General features: G+C 74.1%; 17 protein-coding genes and 1 pseudogene. 13 read left to right on the top strand and 5 right to left on the bottom strand.

Annotated features, from left to right (window positions below; all coding sequences use genetic code 11):
• Window positions 1-55 precede the first annotated feature (55 nt).
• The 9 genes and pseudogenes from rimP to AB4039_RS02815 form a co-directional block, all read left to right on the top strand.
• Window positions 56-568 carry a ribosome maturation factor RimP gene (rimP, locus tag AB4039_RS02855; protein ID WP_266842692.1) on the top strand — a complete coding sequence of 171 codons (513 nt, stop codon included), beginning with the start codon at window positions 56-58 and terminating at the stop codon, window positions 566-568.
• Between the two features lie 2 nt (window positions 569-570).
• Window positions 571-1,665 carry a transcription termination factor NusA gene (nusA, locus tag AB4039_RS02850; protein WP_442269899.1) on the top strand — a complete coding sequence of 365 codons (1,095 nt, stop codon included), beginning with the start codon at window positions 571-573 and terminating at the stop codon, window positions 1,663-1,665.
• A gap of 144 nt (window positions 1,666-1,809) precedes the next feature.
• On the top strand, window positions 1,810-2,097 hold the full coding sequence (locus AB4039_RS02845) for a YlxR family protein (RefSeq protein WP_266842695.1): 288 nt from the start codon (window positions 1,810-1,812) through the stop codon (window positions 2,095-2,097).
• 148 nt (window positions 2,098-2,245) lie between these two features.
• Window positions 2,246-5,350, top strand: coding sequence for a translation initiation factor IF-2 (gene infB / locus AB4039_RS02840; protein WP_266842696.1), 3,105 nt, complete (start codon window positions 2,246-2,248; stop codon window positions 5,348-5,350).
• Between the two features lie 188 nt (window positions 5,351-5,538).
• The gene (locus AB4039_RS02835) at window positions 5,539-5,832 is read left to right on the top strand and encodes a DUF503 domain-containing protein (RefSeq protein ID WP_030227569.1); all 294 of its coding nucleotides are present in this window, start codon (window positions 5,539-5,541) and stop codon (window positions 5,830-5,832) included.
• 33 nt (window positions 5,833-5,865) lie between these two features.
• Window positions 5,866-6,318 (top strand): 30S ribosome-binding factor RbfA, encoded by a 453-nt coding sequence (gene rbfA / locus AB4039_RS02830; RefSeq protein WP_266842698.1) that lies wholly within the window; start codon window positions 5,866-5,868, stop codon window positions 6,316-6,318.
• The gene (truB, locus tag AB4039_RS02825) at window positions 6,315-7,223 is read left to right on the top strand and encodes a tRNA pseudouridine(55) synthase TruB (protein ID WP_266842700.1); all 909 of its coding nucleotides are present in this window, start codon (window positions 6,315-6,317) and stop codon (window positions 7,221-7,223) included. The genes rbfA and truB overlap by 4 nt, the downstream gene beginning before the upstream one ends.
• A gap of 217 nt (window positions 7,224-7,440) precedes the next feature.
• A complete protein-coding gene (locus AB4039_RS02820) occupies window positions 7,441-11,658 on the top strand; it encodes a hypothetical protein (protein ID WP_442269898.1) in 4,218 nt (1,405 codons plus the stop codon).
• A 112-nt stretch (window positions 11,659-11,770) separates the two neighbouring features.
• Window positions 11,771-12,601: pseudogene (locus AB4039_RS02815) on the top strand (bifunctional riboflavin kinase/FAD synthetase); the annotation flags it as partial.
• Window positions 12,602-12,658: 57 nt separating this feature from the next.
• On the opposite strand, the gene AB4039_RS02810 reads toward AB4039_RS02815, so the two are convergent.
• The 3 genes from AB4039_RS02810 to eccE all read right to left on the bottom strand — a co-directional run bounded on the left by AB4039_RS02810 (window position 12,659) and on the right by eccE (window position 17,090).
• Window positions 12,659-14,932 (bottom strand): SCO5717 family growth-regulating ATPase, encoded by a 2,274-nt coding sequence (locus AB4039_RS02810; RefSeq protein ID WP_442269897.1) that lies wholly within the window; start codon window positions 14,930-14,932, stop codon window positions 12,659-12,661.
• A 164-nt stretch (window positions 14,933-15,096) separates the two neighbouring features.
• A complete protein-coding gene (locus tag AB4039_RS02805) occupies window positions 15,097-15,819 on the bottom strand; it encodes a hypothetical protein (RefSeq protein ID WP_266842706.1) in 723 nt (240 codons plus the stop codon).
• The gene (gene eccE, locus AB4039_RS02800) at window positions 15,816-17,090 is read right to left on the bottom strand and encodes a type VII secretion protein EccE (RefSeq protein ID WP_266842708.1); all 1,275 of its coding nucleotides are present in this window, start codon (window positions 17,088-17,090) and stop codon (window positions 15,816-15,818) included. Before eccE ends, AB4039_RS02805 begins: the two co-directional genes overlap by 4 nt.
• A gap of 254 nt (window positions 17,091-17,344) precedes the next feature.
• Here eccE and eccB point away from each other — a divergent pair, with 254 nt between their 5' ends.
• The 4 genes from eccB (at window position 17,345) to AB4039_RS02780 (ending at window position 21,082) form a co-directional block, all read left to right on the top strand.
• The gene (gene eccB, locus AB4039_RS02795) at window positions 17,345-18,925 is read left to right on the top strand and encodes a type VII secretion protein EccB (RefSeq protein ID WP_266842710.1); all 1,581 of its coding nucleotides are present in this window, start codon (window positions 17,345-17,347) and stop codon (window positions 18,923-18,925) included.
• Complete coding sequence (gene mycP / locus AB4039_RS02790) at window positions 18,922-20,181, top strand: type VII secretion-associated serine protease mycosin (RefSeq protein ID WP_442269896.1); 1,260 nt, start codon at window positions 18,922-18,924, stop codon at window positions 20,179-20,181. The genes eccB and mycP overlap by 4 nt, the downstream gene beginning before the upstream one ends.
• A 213-nt stretch (window positions 20,182-20,394) precedes the next feature.
• Window positions 20,395-20,730, top strand: a complete 336-nt coding sequence (locus tag AB4039_RS02785; protein WP_030227588.1) for a WXG100 family type VII secretion target — start codon at window positions 20,395-20,397, stop codon at window positions 20,728-20,730.
• Window positions 20,731-20,773: 43 nt separating this feature from the next.
• Complete coding sequence (locus tag AB4039_RS02780; RefSeq protein WP_266842716.1) at window positions 20,774-21,082, top strand: WXG100 family type VII secretion target; 309 nt, start codon at window positions 20,774-20,776, stop codon at window positions 21,080-21,082.
• An 83-nt stretch (window positions 21,083-21,165) separates the two neighbouring features.
• Here AB4039_RS02780 and AB4039_RS02775 read toward each other — a convergent pair whose 3' ends face one another.
• Both AB4039_RS02775 and eccCa read right to left on the bottom strand, forming a co-directional pair.
• Entirely contained in the window at window positions 21,166-21,399 is a 234-nt protein-coding gene (locus AB4039_RS02775) for a DUF397 domain-containing protein (protein ID WP_266842718.1), read from the bottom strand.
• A 158-nt stretch (window positions 21,400-21,557) separates the two neighbouring features.
• The gene (gene eccCa / locus AB4039_RS02770; RefSeq protein WP_442269895.1) at window positions 21,558-25,514 is read right to left on the bottom strand and encodes a type VII secretion protein EccCa; all 3,957 of its coding nucleotides are present in this window, start codon (window positions 25,512-25,514) and stop codon (window positions 21,558-21,560) included.
• Window positions 25,515-25,570 lie beyond the last annotated feature (56 nt).

Raw genomic sequence — 25,570 nt, 5'->3', positions numbered from 1 at the left:
TGACCTGACACGCGACGAAAACCACAACAGCACACGCGGCCGAGGAGTCACCCGGATGAGCACCACCCAGAGCGACAGGCTGCGCGGACTGCTGGAGCCGCTCGTCACCGCCAAGGGACTGGACCTCGAAGAGATCGAACTGTCCAAGGCGGGCAAGCGCCGCATGCTGCGGATCGTCGTGGATTCCGATGAGGGCGTGGAGCTGGACGCCTGTGCCGAGCTGAGCCGTGAGGTCTCCGACCTGCTCGACGCTTCCGATGTGATGGGTGAGGACGAGTACGTCCTCGAAGTCAGTTCCCCGGGTGCGGACCGGCCGCTCAGCGAGCACCGTCACTACGTTCGGGCGACCGGTCGTCTCGTGAAGTTTCAGCTGTCCGCCGACGGTGAAAAGGGTGCCGGGGAACTGGTCGCCCGCATCCTCGGCGTCGACGACGAGGGCCTGGACCTCGAAGTACCGGGTGTGAAGGGCCGCAAGGCGACCACCCGCCGCATCGCTTTCACCGACATCGCCAAGGCGCGTGTCGAGATCGAGTTCAACCGCAAGGACAAGAAGGAAGAGGAGGCGTAGCCGTGGACATCGACATGAGTGCCCTGCGGGGTCTGGTCCGGGAGAAGGAGATCTCCTTCGACCTGCTCGTCGAGGCGATCGAGTCGGCCCTCCTCATCGCGTACCACCGCACCGAGGGCAGCTTCAGGCGTGCCCGCGTCGTGCTCGACCGCACCAACGGTCACGTGGTCGTGTGGGCGACGGAGGACCCGAGGGACCTCGAAGAGGGCCAGGAGCCCAAGGAGTTCGACGACACCCCGTCGGACTTCGGGCGGATCGCCGCGACGACCGCCAAGCAGGTGATCCTCCAGCGTCTGCGCGACGCCGAGGACGACCTGACCTTCGGCGAGTTCGCCGGCCGCGAGGGCGACGTCATCACCGGCGTCGTCCAGCAGGGCAAGGACCCCAAGAACGTCCTGGTCGACATCGGCAAGCTGGAAGCCATCCTGCCGGTGCAGGAGCAGGTCCCGGGTGAGGAGTACACGCACGGGCTCCGTCTCAAGACGTACGTCGTGCGAGTGGCGAAGGGTGTCCGCGGGCCTTCCGTGACCCTGTCGCGCACCCACCCCAACCTGGTCAAGAAGCTGTTCTCGCTGGAGGTCCCCGAGATCGCCGACGGCAGCGTCGAGATCTCCGCGATCGCCCGCGAGGCCGGTCACCGCACCAAGATCGCCGTCCGGTCCACCCGTTCGGGCCTGAACCCGAAGGGCGCCTGCATCGGCCCGATGGGCAGCCGCGTTCGCAATGTGATGGCCGAGCTGCACGGCGAGAAGATCGACATCGTCGACTGGTCGGACGACCCGGCGGAGATGGTCGCGAACGCCCTGTCACCCGCTCGGGTGAGCAAGGTCGAGGTCGTCGACTGGGACTCGCGTTCCGCCCGGGTGACCGTGCCCGACTACCAGCTGTCGCTCGCCATCGGCAAGGAGGGCCAGAACGCCCGCCTCGCCGCGCGGCTCACCGGCTGGCGCATCGACATCCGCCCGGACACCGAGGAGACCCCGGACCGGGACGGCGAGGGTGACGGCGGCCGCGGCCAGGACCGGAACCAGGACCGGGCGCAGGACCGCGCGCAGGACCGCGGTCACGACCGCGGCCAGGGCCGGGGCCGGGAATAAACCAGTACCGGCCGGAGGTTTCCGGCCGGTAGACATGGACACGGAGCGGTGCCCGCACCTGGAGGCCCGCTCGTGGATCACAACAACGTCCGTTCGATTTATCACCTGAAGGGGTGAGGTCGGTACGGGGAGGTAGACTTAGGCGTGTCTGGCCGGACGCAAGCCCGCGCATGCCCCGAACGCACCTGTGTGGGGTGTCGGGAGCGAGCGGCCAAGAGCGATCTGCTGCGCATCGTGGCGGTCGGGGACGAATGCGTCCCCGATCCACGCGGTACGCTGCCCGGCCGGGGTGCCTATGTGCACCCTGCCGCGGTCTGCCTCGACCAGGCGGTCCGCCGCAGAGCGTTCCCCCGGGCCCTACGGTCCGCAGGAGCGCTCGACACGGCGGCACTGCGCACAGCCCTGGCCGTCGAGGCCGAGGCGACACCGTAAGAAGAAGTACGGCACGGACATCCCGTGCGGTCAGGTACCTCGCGAGTTGGAAGTAGGTCGAGATTGCGATGAGCACTCGATGAGTACGCGATGAGTACGCCCATGAAGTAGCGACGGTCCGGCGTAACCCGGACCTAAAAGGAGCGAAGTGGCTAAGGTCCGGGTATACGAACTCGCCAAGGAGTTCGGGGTGGAGAGCAAGGTCGTCATGGCCAAGCTCCAAGAACTCGGTGAATTCGTCCGTTCGGCGTCCTCGACGATCGAGGCGCCGGTTGTACGCAAGTTGACTGACGCACTGCAGGGGCCCGGCGGCAACGCCGGCAAGTCCGCTGCGAAGCCCGGCGCGCCCCGCAAGGCCGCGCCCGCCAAGCCCGCGGCGCCCTCCCCGGCCGCCGCGGCACGTCCTGCTGCCCCGAAGCCCGGTGCGCCGGTGGCCCCCAAGCCGCCCGTCGCCGAGGCTCCGGCCGTCAGCGCCCCGGTGACTCCGGCCGCCCCCGGCCCGCGTCCCGGTCCCAAGGCTCCGGCCGCCCCGAAGCCCGCTCCGGCGGCTCCCGTGGCGACCGAGTTCTCCGCGCCTCCGGCGGCCCCGGCCGCCCCGGCGCGCACCGAGCGTCCCGCCGCGGCCCCCGGCCCCCGTCCGGCGCAGCAGCGTCCGGCGCAGGGTCAGGGCGGTGCCCGTCCCGGCGCCCCGCGTCCGGCCGGCTCCACGCCCGGTGCCCAGGCCCCGCGCCCCGGTGGCGCTCAGGCCCCGCGTCCCCAGGGCGCCCGTCCGGCCGGTCCCCGTCCGGGCAACAACCCCTTCACCTCCGGCGGCTCCACCGGCATGGCGCGCCCGCAGGCGCCCCGTCCGGCCGGCGCTCCCCGTCCCGGTGCCCCCGGCGCCGGCGGCGGCCAGGGTGCTCCGCGTCCGCAGGGCGGCCCCGGTGGCGCTCCGCGTCCGCAGGGTCCCGGCGGCGCCCGTCCGACCCCGGGCGGCATGCCCCGTCCGCAGGGCGGCGCCCCGCGTCCCGGTGGTGCTCCCGGCGGTAACCGTCCGAACCCGGGCATGATGCCGCAGCGTCCCGCTGCCGGTGGTCCCGGTCCCCGTCCCGGTGGCGGCCCCGGTGGCCGTGGTCCCGGTGCGGGCGGTCCCCGTCCCGGTGGCGCCGGTCGTCCCGGCGGCGGCTTCGCCGGTCGTCCGGCCGGTCCGGGCTCGCGTCCGGCGGGCGGTGGCTTCGGCGGCCCGCGTCCGGGTGGCGGCGGCTTCGGCGGCGGTCCGGCCGGTGCCGGTGGCGGCGGTCGTCCCGGCTTCGGCGGGCGTCCCGGCGGTCCCGGTGCCCGTGGTGGCACGCAGGGTGCCTTCGGCCGTCCCGGCGGTCCGGCCCGTCGTGGCCGCAAGTCCAAGCGTCAGAGGCGCCAGGAGTACGAGGCCATGCAGGCCCCGTCGGTCGGCGGCGTGATGCTGCCCCGCGGCAACGGCGAGACCGTTCGCCTGTCGCGCGGTGCGTCCCTCACCGACTTCGCGGAGAAGATCAACGCCAACCCGGCGTCGCTCGTCGCCGTGATGATGAACCTCGGCGAGATGGTCACGGCCACGCAGTCCGTCTCCGACGAGACCCTCGAAATGCTGGCCGGCGAGATGAACTACCAGGTTCAGATCGTCAGCCCGGAGGAAGAGGACCGCGAGCTCCTCGAGGGCTTCGACATCGAGTTCGGCGAGGACGAGGGCGGCGAGGAATACCTCATGCCGCGTCCGCCGGTCGTCACCGTCATGGGTCACGTCGACCACGGTAAGACCCGCCTGCTCGACGCCATCCGCAAGACGAACGTCGTTGCGGGCGAGGCCGGCGGCATCACCCAGGGCATCGGTGCCTACCAGGTGGGCACCGAGGTCAACGGCGAAGACCGCAAGATCACCTTCATCGACACCCCGGGTCACGAGGCGTTCACCGCCATGCGTGCCCGTGGTGCGAAGTCGACCGACATCGCGATCCTCGTGGTCGCGGCCAACGACGGCGTCATGCCGCAGACGATCGAGGCGCTCAACCACGCCAAGGCCGCCGGCGTCCCGATCGTCGTCGCGGTCAACAAGATCGACGTCGAGGGTGCCGACCCGGTCAAGGTGCGCGGTCAGCTCACCGAGTTCGGTCTGGTCGCCGAGGAGTACGGCGGCGACACGATGTTCGTCGACATCTCCGCCAAGCAGGGTCTGCACATCGACTCCCTGCTGGAGGCCGTCGTCCTCACCGCCGACGCCTCGCTCGACCTGCGCGCCAACCCCGAGCAGGACGCTCAGGGTATTGCGATCGAGTCCCACCTCGACCGTGGCCGCGGTGCCGTCGCCACCGTCCTCGTCCAGCGCGGTACCCTCCGCGTCGGCGACACGATGGTCGTGGGCGACGCCTACGGCCGTGTGCGCGCCATGCTCGACGACAAGGGCAACAACATCGAGGAAGCGGGTCCCTCGACCCCCGTCCTGGTCCTGGGTCTCACCAACGTCCCCGGCGCCGGCGACAACTTCCTCGTCGTCGACGAGGACCGCACCGCCCGTCAGATCGCCGAGAAGCGTGCTGCGCGTGAGCGCAACGCCAACTTCGCCAAGCGCGTCCGCCGGGTGTCCCTGGAAGACCTCGACTCGGTCCTCAAGGCCGGTCTGGTCCAGGAACTCAACCTCATCATCAAGGGCGACTCGTCCGGTGCGGTCGAGGCCCTGGAGTCCTCGCTGCTCCAGCTCGACGTCGGCGAAGAGGTCGACATCCGCGTCCTGCACCGCGGTGTGGGTGCGGTCACCGAGTCGGACATCTCGCTGGCGATGGGCTCCGACGCCATCGTCATCGGCTACAACGTCCGTGCCGTGGGCCGTGCCGCGCAGATGGCGGACCGCGAGGGCGTCGACGTCCGCTACTACTCGGTGATCTACCAGGCCATCGAGGAGATCGAGGCGGCCCTGAAGGGTCTGCTCAAGCCGGAGTACGAAGAGGTCGAGCTCGGTACGGCGGAGGTCCGCGAGATCTTCCGCTCGTCCAAGCTGGGCAACATCGCGGGTGTCCTCATCCGCTCCGGCGAGGTCAAGCGCAACACCAAGGCGCGGCTCCTGCGCGATGGCAAGGTCATCGCCGAGAACCTCACCATCTCCGGTCTGCGCCGCTTCAAGGACGACGTCACCGAGATCCGCGAGGGCTTCGAGGGTGGTATCAACCTCGGTTCCTTCAACGACATCAAGATCGACGACGTCATCGCGACGTACGAGATGCGCGAGAAGCCCCGCGCGTAAGCGCGAGGCGGTTCGCACCGTGTCGTAGTCAGCTGTAACACCGGGGCCGGTCGGCGGAATATCCGTCGATCGGCCCCGGCCGTTGCGTGTACGGTTCTGGTGACCGGCCGCTCGCGCGACCGGGAGATCCCTCCGGGCGACGGCCCGGCGGGCCACCTAACCCGCACCGGCGGGACATCCGGAACTGCATGTACGTGGGGACTCTGTCCTTCGATCTGCTCCTCGGCGACGTCCACTCGCTGAAGGAGAAACGCTCCGTCGTCCGGCCCATCGTCGCCGAGCTCCAACGCAAGTTCTCCGTGAGCGCGGCCGAGGTGGGCGACCAGGACCTGCACCGCAGGGCCCGCATAGGGGTCGCCCTGGTGAGTGGGGACGCGGGGTTCGTATCGGACGTGCTCGACCGCTGTGAGCGGCTGGTCGCGGCACGTCCGGAAGTGGAGCTGCTGTCCGTGAGACGGCGGTTCCACGGTGATGAAGACTGATTGCTTGTCTGCAAGGAAGAAGGAGACGGACCAGTGGCCGACAATGCGCGGGCGAAGAAGCTGGCGGACCTCATCCGGGAGGTGGTGGCCGAGAAGCTGCTGCGCGGTGTCAAGGACCCCCGCCTCGGTACGCACGTGACCATCACGGACACCCGGGTCACCGGCGATCTGCGGGAGGCCACGGTCTTCTACACGGTCTACGGTGACGACGAGGACCGGGCCAGCGCGGCCGCGGGCCTCGAAAGCGCCAAGGGCGTACTGCGCTCCGCGGTCGGCCGGGCGGCGGGAACCAAGTTCACGCCCACCCTGACCTTCGTCGCGGACGCCCTCCCGGAGAACGCCAAGACCATCGAGGACCTCCTCGACAAGGCACGCTCCTCCGACGCCCAGGTGCGGGAGGTCTCCTCCGGCGCCCAGTACGCCGGCGAAGCCGACCCGTACAAGAAGCCGGGCGACGAGGACGACGAGGACGCAGCCGCGGAATGAGCACCAACGCAGGGAAGACTCCGGACGGCCTTGTCATCGTCGACAAGCCGTCCGGCTTCACTTCGCACGACGTGGTCGCCAAGATGCGCGGGATCGCCAAGACCCGTCGCGTCGGCCACGCCGGCACCCTCGACCCGATGGCGACGGGCGTCCTCGTCCTCGGCGTGGAGAAGGCCACCAAGCTCCTCGGCCACCTCGCCCTGACCGAGAAGGAGTACCTCGGGACCATCCGTCTCGGGCAGTACACCCTCACGGACGACGCCGAGGGCGAGATCACGTCGTCCGCCGATGCCTCCGGGGTGACCCGCGAGGCGGTGGACGCGGGCATCGCCAAGCTGACCGGCGACATCATGCAGGTCCCGTCGAAGGTCAGCGCCATCAAGATCAAGGGCGTGCGCTCCTACAAGCGCGCCCGCGACGGCGAGGACTTCGAGATCCCGGCCCGTCCGGTGACCATCTCCTCGTTCCAGGTGTACGACATGCGGGAGGCGGAGGCCGAGGACGGCACCAAGGTCGTCGACCTCGTCGTCTCCGTGGTCTGCTCCAGCGGTACGTACATCCGCGCCCTCGCCCGCGACCTGGGCGCCGACCTCGGCGTGGGCGGCCACCTCACGGCGCTCCGGCGCACGCGGGTGGGCCCGTACAAGCTCGACCGCGCGCGGACTCTGGACCAGCTCCAGGAGGAGCTGACCGTGATGCCGATCGGCGAGGCGGCGGCCGCCGCCTTCCCGCGCTGGGACCTGGACTCCCGGAGGGCCTCGCTGCTCGCCAACGGGGTCCGGATCGACATGCCGGACGAGTACCCGGACGGCCGGACGGTCGCCGTCTACGGGCCCGAGGGGCAGCTGCTCGGGCTCGTGGAGAGCAAGAACGGCAAGGCGAAGTCCCTCGCGGTCTTCGTCTGACGAGCGGTGAGCGCACATGGTCTGCCGCTCACCGCTCCACGACCCCCCTCGGGTAGGTCTCTATCCACCCGGAGCCCCGTATTCACCCGTCCGAGCAGGCGCTCGGAGTGAATGCGGGGAGCGTAAGGGGGCGCTTTCGCCCCGCGTGCTTTTCGTGCTGATCTTCACTTGCCTACCGTCGTGACCAGGGGTCCCGCGGCAGGGGAGTGGTGCGGCGATGACGGACGAGGTCACCGACGGTGCGAGGAGTCGTGGGGCCGAGCCCCGGACGGACTCCGGCACGGACTTCGGCGCGGGCTTCGGCACGCGCCTGGGGACGGGCGTCGCCACGGACGTCCCCGGGGGCGCCTCCCGGGATGCCTCCGGGGGCGTCCTCGCGGACTGCGACGGGGCGGGAGGACCGGGGGCCGGTGGCGCCGTGGGGCTCGTGCTGGTCTGCGACGAGGCCGGGCGACCGCGCGGCAGCGGCTTCGTGGCCGACGACCGCGGCACGGTGATCACCAGCCACGCGGCCGTCGACGGACCGGCCCGGGTGGTGCTGCACGGCCCGGGGGGCCGGCGCTGGCCCGCCGGCCCGCAGGACGTGAGCGCCCTGCCGGACCTCGGGCTGGCCCTCGTGCGGACCGACGGGCTGGGGCTGCGCCCGCTGCCGGTCGCGATGCGGGAGGTGATCCCTCCGGGGACGTACGTACGCCTCCCCGCGCGGGGCTGGCGCCAGGCGCGGGTGCTCGCGGCCGGTACGGAGGTCACCTACACCGCGGCCGGCCGCGCCCACCTCCTGCCCGCCACCGTCGAGTTGGCGATCGGCACGGACGGCCGGGACGCCCTCACGCGGGGCGCGGAGACCTGCGGGGGGCCGGTCCTCGACGCGGAGACCGGAGCGGTCCTCGCGGTCCTCGGCACCGCTCTCGGCACGGAGCACCGCTCCGGAAGCTTCGCCGTCCCCCTGCGCGCCTGCGCCGCGGCGGTGCCCGACGGCCCCCTCGCGGCCCTGCTGGCACGCAACTCCGCCACCGTGCCGGGGTACGGGGCCGACCTCAACCTCGCCGGCGTGCTGGAGCTGACCGCGATCACCCTCGGCTCGGCCTTCCCCCTGGCCCCCGGCACCGCGCCCGCGCCCGGATCCGCGCCCGGCGCCGTGCCGGAACCGGTGCCGCGTCCCGCGATCGCCGCCGGGCTGGCCGCCTTCACCACGGGGGACCGCCAGGTCCTGGGTCTGGTCGGCGCCCCCGGCACCGGCCGCACCACCGCCCTCGCCGCCCTCGCCGCCGACCGCGCGCGCGGCCCCCTCCCCGCGCCGACGCTGTGGCTGCGGGGGGCCGACCTGCGGGGCGGGGACGCTTCCCTGGCCGACGCCGTGACACGGGCCCTCGAAGCCGCCGGCCGGATCGTCGCCGCCGGCGGGGCGGGGCCCGTGCCGCCGGGGACGGCCGAGCGGGTGGCCGGGCTGGCGGCGGACGCCGGGCGGGCGCTGCTGGTCGTGCTGGACGCCCCCGAGGAGATGCCGCCGCAGCTCGCGCACCGCCTCGCGCCGTGGACCGGAGCCACCGCCGGGTGGCTGGGCGGGACCGGGGCCAGGCTGGTGGTCGCCGCCCGGCCCGAATACTGGGAGCGCGCGGGGGAGCTGTACCCGCCGGGGATGCTGCACGCCCCGGACCGGGCGGCACGGCGGCTGCCGCCCGCGCTCCCGGTCGGGGACCTGACCCCGGACGAGGCGCGGACGGCGCGGGCCCGCCTGGGGATCCCGGACGACGCCGTGCGGGAGGCCGACGCCCGGCACCCCCTCACCCTGAGCCTGCTCGCCGGGATCCGAGCCGCCGAGGTCACGGCGGGCCGCCCGGGGCGGGACGAGGTGTTCGCGGCGCACCTGGACCTGGTGGCCCTGCGCGTGGCCGTCCGGCTCGCCGTCGCCGACACCGCCCCGGCGTGGGCCCCCGAGGGCCCGGAGCCCCCGGGCACACCCCCCGCGGGCCCGCGGGCGGGCACCCGTACCGCGGGAGCCGCGGATACCGGCGGCGCGCCGGCCGGGGCCGCGTGGACCGCGGGGGACGTGCGCCCCGGGACCCCTCCGCCGACGGGCCCCGCCGACGGACGGCACGCGGGAGGCCGGGCCGACACCGGGGGCGCGCACCCCGACGGAGCCCCTTCCGGCGGCGCCCCTTCCGGCGGCACTCATACCGACGGCACGCACTCCGGCGGCGGCCATGGCGGCGGCCATGGCGGCGGCCCGGACCCGGAAGGGCAGGCCGCGGACGGGGCCGCCGGTCGCGGTCCCGACGCGCACCGGACCGCCGGTGACCGGGGTACGGGCGCGGGGCCCGCCGGGGAGGCGGCCGGTGGCGTCCGGGGTGCCGGGGAGCGGAGCCGCCGGGGCCCCGCCCCGGACGGCGGGATCCCGCGGCCGCGGAGCGCCGGGTCGCCCGGTCCGTGGACGGGGGCCGGTGACGGCCACGGACCCGGCCGGGAGGAGGCGTGGCGCGCCGGGGACCGGAGCGCCGGGGCGGGGGCGGGCCGGGGCTTCGCCGGGCCCGGCGAGAGCCGTGCCGAGACCGAGGGCGGCGGCGCCGGCCGGGGGGTGGTGTACGGGCCCGGGGTGCGGCGGCTCGCCGCGCGGGTGGCCGGGCGGGTGCACGAGGCCGCCCGGCGCTGCCTCGGCCCCGGGCAGGGCCAGCTGGACCGGGCCTCCTTCGAGGAACTGTTCCCCTGGCGCACCGGCTGGGCCTCCGCCGTCCTCACCGAGGGCCTGCTCGTCCCCGCCGGCCCCGGCTACCGCTTCGCGCACGAGGAGCTCTCCGACTGGCTCCAGGCGGCCCACCTCGACGTTCCCACCGCCCTGGACACCCTCGTCCACCGCGGCCCCGCCACCCCCGGCCCGCCCGTGCCCCGGCACCGCATCGGACCCGTCCTGGAGGCCCTGCGGCGGCTCCCGCCCGCCGAGACCCGGGGTGTGCTGACCCGCCTGGTCGGCGCCCTCAACACCTTCACGGAACAGCCGGCCGAGCCGGACGGCCCGGTCCACCCCGACCGCCTCTGGTGGGCCGCCCGACTGCTGCGCGGCACCCTGCTCGCCGCACCCGACGCCGCCCCCCACCTCCCCGTCCTGCACGCCCTCGCCGAGCACGTGGCCCGGGCGGGTCCCGGGGAGTTCGGCGGCTGGTTCTGGAACCGGCTGCGGCTGCCCGAGTCCGACCGGCTCGACCTGCTGCGCCGCCTGCTGCCCTCCGACCACCACTACCTGGAGGCCGCCGCCCGCCGCCTCGCCCGCGCACCGCAGCTCGTCCTGCCCCTGCTCTGCGCCTGGTTCACCGACGAACGCCGCCTGCGCGGCCGCCCCGGAGCCACCGTCGCCACCGCCGCCCAGGCCCTCCTGCACACCCACCGGGCCCTGGCCGTCGACGACCTCACCGAGGCCCTCGTCGGCGCCGGTCACCCCCGCGCCGACGAACTGCTCGCCGTCCTCGCCGAGGACGAGCCCTCCGCCATGTCCCGCGCCGTCGACCGCTGGGCCCACGACGAGCGCCCCGGCCGCCGCGTGGCCGCGGCCGCGTACGGCCTCGCCACCGCCCCCCACGTGCGCAGCACCGCGGACCGCGAGCTGCTGCGCTACGCCGCCCGGGCGCTGCTCGCCCGCCCCGGCGACGCCTCCCTGCACGGCAGCGCCCTCGCCGTGCTGCTGCGCGACCCCCAGGTACGGGCCCGCTACCTGCCCGACGCCCTCGACTGCTTCCGCGACCCCGGGAGCGGCTCCCGGCTGCCCGCCTCCGCGCTGGTCGCCGCCCTGCCCGTACTGCCCGACCCGGACGCCGTGTTCGCCGCCCTGCGGGCCCGCGCCGACGGCGAGGTGCTGCGCGCGCTGGCCGGGCTGACCACTCCGGGGCTGGCCCGGCGCGCCGGCGACCTCGTACGGGACCACCTGGCCGGCCACCCCGAGGACGCCCCGCACGCCGCCGCGTTCGTCGACCGGCGTCTGGAACAGGGCCCGGCCGCCGGGCCCGTGCTGCGGGCCCTCGTCCTGGACCTGCTGCGCACGGCCCCGCCGCCGGTACGGTCCGAGCTGGCCCGGGTGCTGGCCGCGCCGGGCGGGGAGCCCTCGCGGACGCTGCGCGGCGAGCTGGCCGACGTACTGCTGCGCGAGGAGGCCGATCCGTCGGTCCTGGGTGCCTTCCTGGAGGCCCTCGCCGCCGCGGCCTCCGTACGCCCCGAGGAGCGCACCCGGGAGCTGCTCCGGCGGACCGGCCGCCGGCTGCTGCGGGCCCCCGGCGGGCCCGTCGTCTTCGAGCACCGCACGGTGGAGCTGGCCCGCGCCGATCCGGCCTTCGGGGCGCTGGTGGCACGCTGGCTCACGGACGCGGAGGCCGATGCCGCGGCCCTCCTCGGACCCGGTGCCCGGCGTACCGTGGAGACCCTCAGCAGGGCCGCCCCGGACGTCACATGAGGCGGCCCGGCCCTCAGGCGGACGCCGATGCGGGGCCCCGGCCACCGGCATGGCAGTCTTAGACCTGCAATCGGTACAGGGACTACACGGGTTCGGGCGAGGAGCGGTCACAGTGCAGCGCTGGCGTGGCTTGGAGGACATCCCCCAGGACTGGGGACGCAGCGTCGTCACCATCGGCTCCTACGACGGTGTGCACCGGGGACACCAGCTGATCATCGGGCAGGCCGTCGCGAAGGCGCGCGCCCTCGGCGTGCCCTCGGTGGTCGTCACCTTCAGCCCGCACCCCAGCGAGGTCGTCCGGCCGGGCAGCCACCCGCCGATCCTGGCCCCCTACGACCGCCGCGCCGAGCTGATGGCCGGCCTCGGGGTCGACGCGCTGCTGATCCTGCCCTTCACGGCGGAGTTCTCACAGCTGTCCCCGGCCGACTTCATCGTGAAGGTGCTGGTCGACAAGCTGCACGCGCGTGCCGTCATCGAGGGCCCGAACTTCCGCTTCGGCCACCGGGCCGCCGGGAACGTCGACTTCCTGACGGAGCTGGGCGCCACGTACGACTACGAGGTCGAGGTCGTGGACCTGGTGGAGCGCGGCGAGGCGGGCGGCGGGGTGCCGTTCTCGTCCACCCTCGCGCGCAGGCTCGTCGCCGAGGGGGACATGGACGGCGCCGCCGAGATCCTCGGCCGCCCGCACCGGGTCGAGGGCGTCGTGGTGCGCGGCGCGCAGCGCGGGCGCGAGCTCGGCTACCCGACGGCGAACGTCGAGACCCAGCCGCACACCGCGATCCCGGCCGACGGGGTGTACGCGGGCTGGCTGACGGCGGACGGCGAGCGGATGCCGGCGGCGATCTCGGTCGGCACGAACGTGCAGTTCGACGCCACCGAGCGGACCGTGGAGGCGTACGCGATCGACCGCGTGGGCCTGGACCTGTACGGGATGCAGCCGGCGGGCCCGTCCCGTCTTGGGGTGGGTACGCGCCCTCTCGCTCGTCTGCCGTGTCCCGGCTCAGCCGAGGCGCGGGTCGCGCGGGGGCTGGCCCGGGGGCTGCTGCCAGGGCTGGCCGGGCTGCGGGTAGGGCTGGCCGCCGTACGGGGGCTGCTGCGGTTGCTGGTACGGGCCCGCCGGCTGCGGGGCCGGAGCCGGCGGGGCTTGCTGGGGGTACGGCTGCTGCTGGGGCTGCTGGGGCTGCTGGGGCTGCTGGGCTTGCTGGGGTCCGCCCCAGTGCGCCTGCGCGCCCTGCTGCTGTGCGCGGACGAAGTCCTCGGCGACCAGCGCGGAGAGGGTGAAGTAGGCCTCCCGGGTCTTGGGTCGCATCAGGTCCAGGTCCACCTCGGCGCCGGCCGCCAGGTGTTCGTCGAAGGGCACGACGACGACCCCGCGGCAGCGGGTCTCGAAGTGCTGCACGATGTCCTCGACCTTGATCATCTTGGCGGTCTCGCGGACCCCGGAGATGACGGTGATCGAGCGCGAGACCAGGTCGGCGTACCCGTGGGCGGACAGCCAGTCGAGGGTGGTGCTGGCGCTGCTCGCGCCGTCCACCGACGGGGTCGAGATGATGATCAGCTGATCGGCCAGGTCCAGGACCCCGCGCATCGCGGAATAGAGGAGCCCGGTGCCCGAGTCGGTGAGGATGATCGGGTACTGGCGGCCGAGCGTCTCGATGACGCGGCGGTAGTCCTCGTCGTTGAAGGTCGTCGAGACCGCCGGGTCCACGTCGTTGGCGATGATCTCCAGGCCCGAGGGGGCCTGCGAGGTGAACCGCCGGATGTCCATGTACGAGTGCAGGTACGGGATCGCCTGGACCAGGTCGCGGATCGTCGCGCCGGTCTCGCGGCGGACGCGGCGGCCGAGGGTGCCGGCGTCGGGGTTCGCGTCGATGGCCAGGATCTTGTCCTGGCGCTCGGTGGCGAGGGTCGCGCCGAGGGCGGTGGTGGTCGTGGTCTTGCCGACGCCGCCCTTGAGGCTGATGACGGCGATGCGGTAGCAGGACATCACCGGAGTGCGGATCAGTTCGAGCTTCCGCTGGCGGTCGGCCTCGGCGGCCTTGCCGCCGAAGCGGAAGCCGGAGCGGGTGGGCTTGGGCTTCTGCTTGGCGCGGATCAGGCGGTCGGAGGACAGCTCGACGGCGGCGGTGTAGCCCAGCGGCGCGCCGGGTCCCTGGCCGGGCTGCTGCTGGTACGGGCCCTGCGGCGGCTGCGGCTGCGGCGGCTGTGGCTGCGCGGCCTGCTGCTGGGGCCACGGGGCGACGGGGGCCTGCGGTGTCGCCTGAGGCGGGAAGCCGTAGCCCTGCGGGGCCTGGGCCTGGGGCTGCGGCTGGCCGACGGGCGGGAACCCGTACCCCTGGGGCGGACCCGAGGACGGGAACGCGGGCGGCAGCGGAGGCAGCTCACCCCCGTGGCCGGGTCCCCCGAACGGAGTAGCCGCGGGAGAGGGGGCGGGGGCGTACGGCCCCTGCGGGGCGTCCTGCGGCACCTTGACGCCCTCGGCGGGCGTGGCGGTCCGGGGCGCCGCGGGGACCTCCGGCAGTGCGGGCACGACGATGGGCTCGACCACCGGCACCCGGAACGGGGCGTCCGCCGCCGCTTCCCGGGGCTGGTCCGGGGCGGGCGCGTCGGCGTGGGCCGTGCCCTCGGAGGCCGAGGGCGCGGCAGTGGCCGGAGATCCGGCGGGCTCCCCCGGGGGCGACGACGGCGCGTCGGCAGGCGCCTGCGCGGGGGCGGCCGCGTCCCCCGCCGCGCCGGCGGGAGCCGGACTCCCCGCCTGTCCCGGGTGGGCGGGCGGGGCCTGACCGGGGAACGGCGCCGGGGTCTCCCCCTGCGCCGGGTAGGGGGCCGCAGCGGCACCCGGGAACGCCGGCACGGCATCGGCCGGGGCCGGGGCCGGGAAGGCGGCCGGACCCTGCGCCGGGAACGCGGGCGGAACCGCGTCCGTCGGAGCCGGGAACGCGGGCGCGCCCGAGTCCGCCGGAGCCGGGAACGCGGACAGCGGCGCCTCGCTCGCCGACTGGGGGTCGGACGGGGTGCGAGGGGCCGGCGGGGCGATCCGCATCGTCGGCGGGGAGACCACGTCCGACGGCCGGTGGGGTTCGAATCCGCTGCCCTCGGGCAGCCCCGGCAGCCCCGGAACCGGCGCGGCCGGCGCCGACGCGCCCTGCGTGTACCAGGCCGGCGGGGTGTAGTCGATGGTGAACTCGCCCGTCACATCGGGCTCCGCGTCGGACTGATCGTCCGTCGGGACGTCCCACGTCCCGCCGCGCCTCTCGTTCCGATCGCCGCTCACTGGTCCTCCTGGTCTGTCGAACACCGGTCGGGCGCCCAACTCGACGCCGCGCCCGCGCTCAGCCTAATCGCGCCCCGTGACCCCGAGGCCCCCGAGGTCGCGCCCCCGCACTCCTGCCTACAGGCCACCCGCGCCCTGAGCAACCGTCATTGCGCACCACCGTCTCAGTCGATGCGCCGCGCCGCGCCCAGCAGGCCCGTCTCCGTTTCCGTGCCCTGCGTCATCACGAACTTCCGGTCCCGCGGCGTACACCACAGCGTCACCCCGTCCCCGAGGGTCGGCAGGGACTCCACCGCCGCCCGCGGCAGCGCCATCAGGGCGCCGATCCGCTCCGCCTCCTCGGGGGACACCCGCTGCACCCCCACCAGCGCGGAGTTCCGGCACAGCCGCGGAGCCGCCGGGCTCAGGTACGGCAGCAGGGTCAGCACCGACTGCCACGGCCCGGCCACCACCCGTCCGCGCGGCGGCCGCATCCCGCAGTCCCGGATCACCAGCACCGGACTGCCCGCCGAGGCGCCCTGCGGCGGCACCCGGCCCACGTCGTGCAGGGTCACGCACTGCTGTCCGCCGCCGGCCGCCTGGGCCAGCCCGGACCACACCTGCCCGCGCCCGGTCTCCACCGCGACCCGGGCCCCGGTCGCCGCCGTCCGCAGGGCCAGCACCTGGGCCGTCCACAAGCCGCCGATCAGCGTGACCTCGTACGGCGTGGGCCGGTTCACGCCGAGCACCGCCGGGCGGCCCTCCGCGTCCACGCCGATGACGACCCCGTCGTCCCCGACGGGCAGCGCCAGCGCGTCCAGATCGCCCGCCGGGACCACGTGCCGCTCCCGGCGCGGCCCGATCAGCCCGAAACCGCCCCTGACCGCGTTCCTCGCCGAGCCCGTCACCGCGCACCTCCCAACGGCAGCGAGGCCAGCAGCCCCGGCACCTGTTCCCGGTCCAGCCGGACCAGTCCCGTCCGTACGCCCCGCGCGGTCCGCTCCAGTTCCCGCCGGGCCGCGACGAGCTCCTCGTCGCTGCGCCCGGTCACCCGGACGTGCCCGGTCAGCGTCACGCCCTGCCGCTCCGCCGGGGCCATCGTCAGGCTGAAGTTCGTCGCCAGCGCGGGCAGCGAGGTCAGCAGGGCCACGAACTGCGGCAGCCCCGCCCCGGTACCGCCCAACTGCGGCCAGCGGGCTATCCAGTACGTGGTGTGCCGCCGGTCGTCGCAGCGCCAGGACCGCGGGGTCTCCTCCGTGCGCCGGCCCGTGCTCGCCGCCCGTCCCGCCTGGGTGATCGCCATCGGGTTCGCGCAGGAGGAGGTCGCGAGCGCGCCCGTCAGCTCCTGCTCCGTCAGCACGGCGGCCCGGAACCCGGCCCCGGTCAGCCGGCTCGCCAGCTGGTCCGCGACCCGCACCAGACACCGCTGGGCCCCCGCCATTCCGCCGCCGCGGGCGGCGACGGCCTCCGGGCACAGCTCGGGGTCGAGCTTGAGCGCGATCCACGTCAGCCGCACGGCCGGGGCGCCCGTCCGGGCCTGGAGCGGGGCGTAGTTGAGCGTGGCCATCGACCGGGCCGGCAGGTGCGGGGCCGGAGCGGGCTGCGTGTGCTGGACGAGCTGTGCCGACTCCAGCCGGATGCCGTCCACTTCGAGGACGTCCCGTACCGCGGACAGCGGGAGAGGTCGCGCCCCCCGGTCCGGCCGCAGCGCGGTGGCGTCCATGTCCACCTGGACCACCGCCGTCAGGAAGGTCCCGTCGCCCACCATGCCCACCGGCCGCCGGTCACGGTCGCTGAAGGTCAGCGTCCGCAGGGCGGGATCGGCCTCGACCAGCGGGGCCAGCCCCGGCTCGGTCCCCGCGGGCACCGCGAGCGACGCGGCCCTGCGGCGCCGGGCCCGCAGCGCGAGCGCGCCGCCGATCCACTCGGGCAGGGACCGCTGGTGGCGGCGTACCACGGCCAGCAGCACCAGGACGAGGGCCAGGACGCCGGCGGGCACCAGCAGCAGCGGCTCCCCCATCCACGCCACGAGCAGGACGGCCGCGGCGAGCTGGAGGAGTACGAGCTGTTGCAATCGGAACGGCCCGAACCGGCCCGGGCTCGACTTCGGATGCGGGGTCACCCCGCCCCGTCCGGGTGCGGCCGCGGCCGCCTGCGGCTCCGTCGCGGTGGCCCTCACTCGCACACCTCCCCATCAAGGGGGCGGACCCGGCGCGTCCGGCACCGCGCGGCGGCGGCCGCCGGCTCCGGAACCTCCCCGATCCACCCCAACAAGCCCTGAATTACCCCGGTCCGGAAGGCGCTGAGCGGACTTCCCAGCCTACCCGCCCCCTGCCGACCCTCCGTCAAGAGGCATAGTAGGTCCCCGGTCCGACAACCAAGGCCCGGGGAGCGGCCCCACCGGCCGGGCCGTGCGGGGAGAAGCAGGCGGTCATGGCATCACGACGTGATGAGCTCAACGCGTACACCTTCGCGAAGCGGCGCACGGTGGCCGCGTTCCTGCAGCCCTCGGCCACCGGCACCGAGGAGGGTGCGCCCAGGCCGCTGCGCGCCGTCGTGCCCGGGGTCGTGATCGGGGCGCTCGTGGTCGCGGGCTTCGGAGCCTGGGGCATGTTCAAACCGCAGGCGCCCAAGGGCTGGGACGAGCCCGGCGCCACCGTCATCGTCGGCAAGCAGTCGACGACCCGGTACGTGGTCCTCACCACCAAGGTCGGCGGCAAGGACCAGACCCGGCTGCACCCCGTGCTGAACCTGGCCTCCGCGCGGCTCCTCCTCGACCCGCAGAAGTTCAAGGTCGTCCAGGTCGAGGACAAGGTGCTCGACGCGGGCAAGCCCCCGCGCGGCCCCATCATCGGCATCCCCTACGCCCCCGACCGGCTCCCCGCGAAGCAGGAGGCCGGCAAGGCCAAGCGCTGGGCCGTCTGCCAGCAGCCCGGCGGCAACGGCCGGGGCGTCCAGACGGCGGCGTTCGTGCTCGCCGACCGCGAGGCCGGACTGCTCGACGACGCCCGCCGCACCGCCGACGGGCAGGTGCTGTACGTGCAGAGCACCGGCGGGGCCAAGGAGCGCTTCCTCGTGGACGCGACGGGCACCAAGTACCGCTTCCCGGAGGGCAAACCGGACTCCGCGACCCTCACCACCGCCCTGGTCGGCACCGGCGCCACCCCGCAGCCGGTCACCGAGGAGTGGCTCGCCACCCTCAATGCGGGCGACGACCTGGCCTTCCCTCAACTGCCCGGCACCCCGGGCGCGAACGCGGCGGTCCCGGGCCTGGGCGCGGCCGACGCCAAGGTCGGCATGGTGCTGACGGCCCAGACCGGCTCCGGTACGCAGCACTACGTCGTCCTGCCCGACCGGGTCGCCCCCGTCTCGGAGTTCGTGGCCTGGCTGCTGATCTCCTCGCCGGCCACCGACAGCCTCAACATGCACGGCAAGGCCCACGAGATCGACCTGCAGTCCCTGGGCTCCGACGCCACCCCCTTCAAGGACGAGGCCCGGTGGCCGCGCAAACGCGGAAAGCAGGTCAACCGGGTCGCCGACACCCCCGGTGCTCCGCAGGGCGCCGAACGGCGCGACACCGTCTGCAACGTGCTGCGCTCGGTCGACGGGCAGGGCAACCAGACGCTGAGCACCTGGGCCGGGACCGGATTCCCCGTCGACATCGCCGCGAGCGGCACCAGTTCCTACGTCACCCCCGGCACGGGCCTGCTCTACACCCAGGTCCAGGGCCGCCAGACCACGGCCGGCGGATCGCTGTTCCTGGTCACCGACACCGGCCTGCGCTACGCCGTCCAGGCCAACGGCGACAGCGACGCCGCGCAGTCGAAGATCGGCGCGCCCGACCCGCAGGCCCCGGGCGGGGCCGGCGACGGTCGCCCCGAGGCCAGCCAGGCGCAGATCCGGCTCGGCTACGGCGGGGTCGTGCCCGCCATGGTGCCGATCGCCTGGTCGGAGTTCCTCTCCAAGGGGCCCCGCCTCGACACCAACTCCGCCCGTCAGCCGCAGGGTTCATGAGGAGGCCGCCCGTGCCGCAGACGCCCCGCGCCGTGCTGGCGGGCACCGCGTTGGCCCTCGTGGCGGCGTACGGTGCCGCCGTCGGCGCCGCGCCCGGCGCCCGGTCCGCGCCGCCGTCCCCGGCCCCGTACGCCCTGAGGCTCGCCGGGGCGGGGGAGTGCACCTTCCCCATGAAGAAGCAGATCGCCGACCGGCCCTGGGCCCTCCAGCGGCTCATGCTGGACGCGCTGTGGGCGCGGACCAAGGGCAAGGGCGTCCGCGTCGCGGTCATCGACACCGGCGTGGACCGCGCCAACCCGCAGCTCTCCGGCGCCCTCGACCCCGGCGCCGGCCGGGACTTCCTCGACCCCAAGGGCGGCGACGGCACCAACGACACCGTCGGGCACGGCACCAAGGTCGCCGGCCTGATCGCGGCCCGTCCCCAGGAGGGCACCGGCTTCGTCGGCCTGGCCCCCGAGGCCACCGTCATCCCCATCCGGCAGAACGACGGGCAGGGCAACGGCAACGCGGCCACCCTCGCCCAGGCCATCGACCACGCGGTGGCCAAGGGCGCCCAGGTCATCAACATCTCCCAGGACACCGACGCCCCGCTCACCCCCGACTCCGACCTGGGCAAGGCCGTCCAGCGGGCCCTGGACGCCAAGGCGGTGGTCGTCGCCTCGGCCGGCAACGACGGCCTGAACGGCCAGAAGCGCCGGACCTATCCCGCCGCCTTCCCCGGGGTCCTGGCCGTGGCCTCCTCCGACCGCAACAACGAGCGGGCCGCGTTCTCCCAGCCGGGCGACTTCATCGGCGTCGCCGCCCCCGGTGTCGACATGGTCTCCACCGTCCCCGGCTTCGGCCAGTGCATCGACAACGGCACCAGCTTCTCCGCCCCCTACGTCGCCGGGGTCGCGGCCCTGCTGCGCGCCGAGCACCCGCAGTGGACCCCGCAGGAGGTGGTCTGGCAGATCCAGAACACCGCCGAGCGCGCCGTCAACGGCCGTGACGACTACGTCGGTTGGGGCGTGGTGGACCCGGTACGCGCCGTCACCCAGGACCGCGAGGAGCCCCGGGCACCCGTCCCGGACCCCGGCCCGCCCCCGGCGGCCGCGCCCCGGGCGGCCGAACTCGCCCTGTCGGAAACCGCCCATGAGCGCGAGGAGCGGATCGGCACGTACGCTCTCGGCGTCGGCGCCGTCCTCATCGCCGTCATCGCCGCCACCGCGACGGTCGTCCGCGAGGCCCGGAGCCGCCGCCGACGCCGTTTGCAGTGAACGGTCACGGTTCATCTACGGTGACGGCCCACCGGTGTTGGGCGTGGGACCCGAACTGGCTAGAGTGACCGCAGGCTTCACGACTGTGATCGGGGGATTCGTGAAGCGGAGGGGGAAGTGCGGCGCGCGTGACTGGAATTCCGCGTCGCGAAGGTCCGCTCCGCCCTGCAATCCGCCGGTTCTGCCGGGGAATTGAGAAGTGAGGAGCTTCGGATGACGAACAACTTCGGTCTTGCGGACGATCCGGTCGTCAAGGCGGCCAACAAGATCTCCGAGACGGCCAATGCCGTGACCACGCAGTCCCGCGAGCTGGCCGACATCCTGGCCACCGTCAGCGCGGGCTGGACCGGTGTGGGTGCCGAGGGCTTCAAGAAGGCCCAGTCGGACCTCAACATCGACCACGACGAGATCCGCCGTCTGCTCGGCGTCCTGCACAACGCCGTCTCGCAGACGAAGAACCTGACCAACGCCCAGGACGACGAGGTGCGCGCCGCGTTCAACTCGATCGGCGGCGGCAGCGGCGGCCGTTCGGGCCTCGACGGCATCTGAGTCCGGCGCCGTCCCCAGCAACCCCACCGCGAAGGAGAAGATCATGTCCGGCACCGACGGCCACACCCGGGTACGGTACGAGAGCGTCCAGCAGATGGCGGACCGCATCCGCGTCGTCTCGAAGAACATCCTCAAGGACCTCGACGAGATGGAGGCGGCCGTGAAGGTCGTCACCGACACCTGGGACGGTGAGGCGCACATGGAGTACGTCAACCTCCAGACGAAGTACCACCGCCGCGCCGACCACATGCAGCAGGAGCTCGAAAAGGTCGCCCGGATCATCGAGCAGGGCAAGGGCGACTACCGCGCCACCGACGTGAAGGCCTCGCGCCTGTTCACCGAGGCCTTCTGAGCCCCGTACCCCTCCGCACGGCGCCCGCGCGAAGGGGGCGCGCCCACCGCGGGCGCGCCCCCTTCGCGCATGCACGACCGCCCTCAGGTGAGGTCGAACTCCCCGTCCCGGGCCCCCAGGACGAAGGCCTCCCACTCGGCCGCCGTGTACCGCAGCACCGTGTCGCGGTCCAGCGAAGACCGCATCGCCACCGCGCCCTCGGGCAGCCTGGCGATCTCCACCCGCTCCTCGTCCGGGCTGGTCCCGGGCGGGCCCTGCCACTCGACGCCGCTGATGTCGAGCGCGTACAGCTCGTCCTTCTCCTGCTGGGTGCCCATGTGCGGCCCTTCCCTCGGTGGTGCGGTGCTACCGCGGTCTGCCGATTATCGGTGCTGCCGGCCGGGGCGGGGGAGTGTTTCCCGATGATCACCGAGGACGCCCGCCGGGCGGCGGCCTCCGCCCCGCCCGGAGGCGACGGCGGCGGCCGGCTTCCCCGTCAGGACGGCCCCGCCATCCGCCCGAGCTGGACGAGCGACGTGCCGCGCCTGCGGGAGACGAAGTAACCGCGGCCCGGCGGCATCGGGCGGCACCGTACGGTGCCCAGCAGATCGCCCTCGGAGGGGTCGCCCGACAGCACCACGCCCTGCGCGCCCAGCTCCTTGACGCGCTGCATGAAAGGTTCGTACAGCGCCCGGGAGGCGCCCGCCGAGCTGCGCGCGATGATGAAGCGGACCCCCGTGTCGCGGGCGAACGGCAGGAACTCCACCAGCTGCGCCAGCGGATTGCCCTGGCTCGTCGCGACCAGGTCGTAGTCGTCGATCACGATGTACACGTCCGGGCCCGTCCACCAGCTGCGGTCGCGCAGCTGCTGCGGAGTGACGTCGGTCGGCGGCTGCCGGCGTGAGAACACTCCGCCCAGCGCCTCCATGTGCATCTGCAGGGAGCTCGCCATCGGCGCGTACTCCAGCAGGTACTCCTCCGGCAGCGCCCCCAGCAGCCCGCGCCGGTAGTCGCCCACGACCAGCTTGGCCTGGTCCGGGGTGTACCGGTCGGCGATCTGCCGGGCGATGAGCCGCAGCAGGTTCGTCTTGCCCGACTCGCTCTCGCCGAACACCAGGAAGAAGGGGTCCGTCTCGAAGTCGACGAACACCGGCTCCAGCGCGGTCTCGTCGATGCCGATCGCGATCCCGCGCTCCGGGAACTCCCCGCCCTTGGGCAGCTGGTCGGCGTGCAGCAGCCGCGGCAGCAGCCGGACGCCCGGAGCCGCCGGCCCCGACCAGCCCGAGCGCACCGCCGCCACGAAGGCGGCCGTGGCCTCCGAGAGGCTCTCGGCGTCGTGCGCGCCGTCGACGCGCGGCAGGGCGCCCAGGAAGTGCAGTTTCTCCGGCACCTGGCCGCGTCCCGGCATCCCCGTCGGCACGTTGGCCGCGACCCGCCGGTCGAACTCGGAGTCCATCACGTCGCCGAGCCGCAGCTCCAGCCGGCTCAGCATCTGGTCCTTCAGCGCGGCCCGCACCTCCATGTACCGGGCCGCCGTGACCACCACGTGGATGCCGTAGCCCAGACCCCGGGACGCGAGGTCCGTGACCACCGGCTCCAGGCCCTCGTACTCGGTACGGAAACCACCCCAGCCGTCGACGATCAGGAACACGTCGCCCCACGCCTCGCCGGGCAGCTCCCCCGCCGCGCGCCGCCGCCGGTAGGTGGCGATGGAGTCGATGCCGTTCGCCCTGAAGAACTCCTCGCGCCGGTTGAGGACCCCCGCCACCTCCGCGACCGTACGCCGCACCCGCTCCGGATCGAGCCGGGAGGCGATCCCGCCCACGTGCGGCAGCTCCGACACCGCCGACAGACCGCCGCCGCCGAAGTCCAGCCCGTAGAACTGCACCTCGCGCGGGGTGTGCGTGAGCGCGAACGCCGAGATCAGCGTCCGCATCAGCGTCGACTTGCCCGACTGCGGGCCGCCGACCACCATCATGTGGCCCGCCGCCCCCGAGAAGTCCCGGTAGAGCACCTCGCGGCGCTGCTCGAAGGGCTTGTCGATCAGACCGAGCGGAACGACCAGCCCACCGGGCCGGGTGTACCCCTCCGCGTGCAGCCCCCGCTCCGCCGAGGGCGCCAGCGCGGGCAGCAGCTGGTCCAGCGGCGGAGCCTGGTCCAGCGGCGGCAGCCACACCTGGTGCGCCGGCACCCCCTGCCCCTCCAGCCGGCCCACGATCACGTCGAGCACCGTGTCCGCGAGCGCGTCGTCCTCCCGGACCGCGCCCGCCGCCAGGTACGCCGGGTCCGGGGCCGCGTACACCACCGGCACCGGAGCCGCCGTGAACAGCACCGGCCGCCGCTCCACCGGGAACGGTCCCACCGACAGGTCCGGCCCCCCCGAGCGGTAGGTGCCCGACACGTACGCCGCCTTGAACCGGGTCATCTCGTCCGTACCGAACTTCAGGTACCCCGAACCGGGCACCGACGGCAGGTGGTACGCGTCCGGCACGCCGATCGCCGTGCGCGACTCCGCCGCCGAGAAGGTCCGCAGGCCGATCCGGTACGACAGGTAGGTGTCCAGCCCGCGCAGCTTGCCCTCCTCCAGCCGCTGCGAGGCCAGCAGCAGGTGCACGCCCAGCGAACGGCCGATGCGGCCGATCTGGATGAACATGTCGATGAAGTCGGGCTTCGCCGTGAGCAGCTCGCTGAACTCGTCGATCACCAGGACCAGCGAGGCCAGCGGCTCCAGCGGGGCGCCCGCCGCGCGGGCCTTCTCGTAGTCGTGGATGTTGGCGTAGTTGCCCGCCGAGCGCAGCAGCTCCTGCCGGCGCTGGAGCTCCCCGCGGATCGAGTCGCCCATCCGGTCCACCAGGGTGAGGTCGTCCGCCAGGTTGGTGATCACCGCCGCGACGTGCGGCATCTGACCCATCCCGGTGAAGGTCGCACCGCCCTTGAAGTCGGCGAGCACGAAGTTCAGCGTCTCCGAGGTGTGCGTCACCGCCAGGCCCAGCACGAGCGTGCGCAGCAGCTCCGACTTGCCCGAACCGGTCGCGCCCACGCACAGCCCGTGCGGGCCCATGCCCTCCTGCGCGGCCTCCTTCAGGTCCAGCATCACCGGCGCGCCGCCCTCGCCCACGCCGATCGGCACGCGCAGCCGCTCACCGGCCGAACGCGGCCGCCAGGTCCGCGACACGTCGACGGCCGCCGCGTCGCCCAGGTTCAGCAGATCGGTGAAGTCCAGGTTCGCCAGCAGCGGTTCGTCGTCGTCCCCGCCGCCCGTGCGCAGCGGCGCCAGCTGACGCGCCAGCGCCTCCGCCGCCGGCAGCGACAGGGTGTCCGGCGTGCCCTCGTACGCGACGCCCGCGCCCGACTCCAGCCGCAGCCTGCCCGGCCGCACCACGACCGACAGGCCGCCGCGCGGCTCGTCCAGCTCGCCCGCCACCACCTCCACGATGGTCACGCCCTGAAGGCCCTCGGCCGCCGCGAACGCCGAGTCCGGCGGCACCAGTCCACCGTCGAGGACCACCACCAGGTGCGGCTGCTCCAGCACCGGGGACACCTCGCGGCTGAACCGCGACCGTCCCTCCAGCCGGGAGCCCAGCAGCTCCTCCAGCTCACCGAGGTCGTCGCCGAACAGCCGCTTCGTACCCGCCCCGTCGACCTGACCCGGCACCTGCGTGTGCGGCAGCCACTTCACCCAGTCCCACGACGGCACCGCGCCCGGCGCCGCCACCACCGCCACCACCAGGTCCTCGGGGGAGTGCAGCGTCGCCAGCTGCGCCACGAGCGCCCGGACCGTCCCGCGCGCCGACTCCGGCTCCCCGGAGACCGTCACGTGGTAGAACGCCCTGATCGACAGCGCCACCGGCAGCCCGTCCAGCGAGGAGTGCACCTTCAGGAAGCGCTGCATCGCGCCCGCCGTCAGCGGCTCCAGCTCGTCCACCGGAGCCGTGTCCGGAGCCACCAGCGCCGTCGCGAGCCGCTGCGCGCCCAGACCCAGCCGCGCCTGACCGAAGTCCGCGTCGCCGACCCGGCGTTCCCACAGCCGCGAGCCCTCCGCCACCACCGACCACAACTGCTCGGGCGCCGGGTGCAGGTACAGCTGCGCGTCACGCTGCGCCCGCGCGGTCCTGCGCACCTGACGGCGGGTCTGCGCGAGGTACTTGAGGTAGTCCCGGCGCACGTCCGCCATTTGCCCCTGCGTACCGCGCCGGAAGCGCACCAGCTGGGCGATGACCATGCCCACCGTCGACGCCAGCATCAGCACGCCCATGATGCGCATGAACGGCGCCGCACCCGGCATGAAGAAGAAGACGACCGACGAGCCCATGCCGAGCATCGGCAGGAGCTGCATCAGCATGCCCTCCTGCTGCCCCCGCGGGAGTTCCGGCGGAGCCTCCAGCCTCAGCTCGTCCGAAGGCACTTCGGGCGGCAGGGACCGGGGCGGGCGTTTGACGACGATCTGGCTCACCGGAGCATCAATCCCTTGAAAACGGACGGGACGTCGCAACCGGCGCCCCCAAGTCC

The organism is Streptomyces sp. M-16, from assembly GCF_052114405.1.
GTDB lineage: Bacteria > Actinomycetota > Actinomycetes > Streptomycetales > Streptomycetaceae > Streptomyces.
Note: the sequence above shows the minus strand (reverse complement) of the source record. Positions and strands in the feature narration are given on the sequence as shown.

Excerpts from the sequence above, each read along its gene's own strand:
- rimP (WP_266842692.1), top strand. The coding sequence starts at position 56 with ATGAGCACCACCCAGAGCGACAGGCTGCGCGGACTGCTGGAGCCGCTC.
- truB (WP_266842700.1), top strand. The coding sequence starts at position 6,315 with ATGAGCACCAACGCAGGGAAGACTCCGGACGGCCTTGTCATCGTCGAC.
- AB4039_RS02780 (WP_266842716.1), top strand. The coding sequence starts at position 20,774 with ATGTCCGGCACCGACGGCCACACCCGGGTACGGTACGAGAGCGTCCAG.
- AB4039_RS02775 (WP_266842718.1), bottom strand. The coding sequence starts at position 21,399 with ATGGGCACCCAGCAGGAGAAGGACGAGCTGTACGCGCTCGACATCAGC.
- AB4039_RS02835 (WP_030227569.1), top strand. The coding sequence starts at position 5,539 with ATGTACGTGGGGACTCTGTCCTTCGATCTGCTCCTCGGCGACGTCCAC.
- AB4039_RS02820 (WP_442269898.1), top strand. The coding sequence starts at position 7,441 with ATGACGGACGAGGTCACCGACGGTGCGAGGAGTCGTGGGGCCGAGCCC.
- AB4039_RS02785 (WP_030227588.1), top strand. The coding sequence starts at position 20,395 with ATGACGAACAACTTCGGTCTTGCGGACGATCCGGTCGTCAAGGCGGCC.
- eccB (WP_266842710.1), top strand. The coding sequence starts at position 17,345 with ATGGCATCACGACGTGATGAGCTCAACGCGTACACCTTCGCGAAGCGG.
- mycP (WP_442269896.1), top strand. The coding sequence starts at position 18,922 with ATGAGGAGGCCGCCCGTGCCGCAGACGCCCCGCGCCGTGCTGGCGGGC.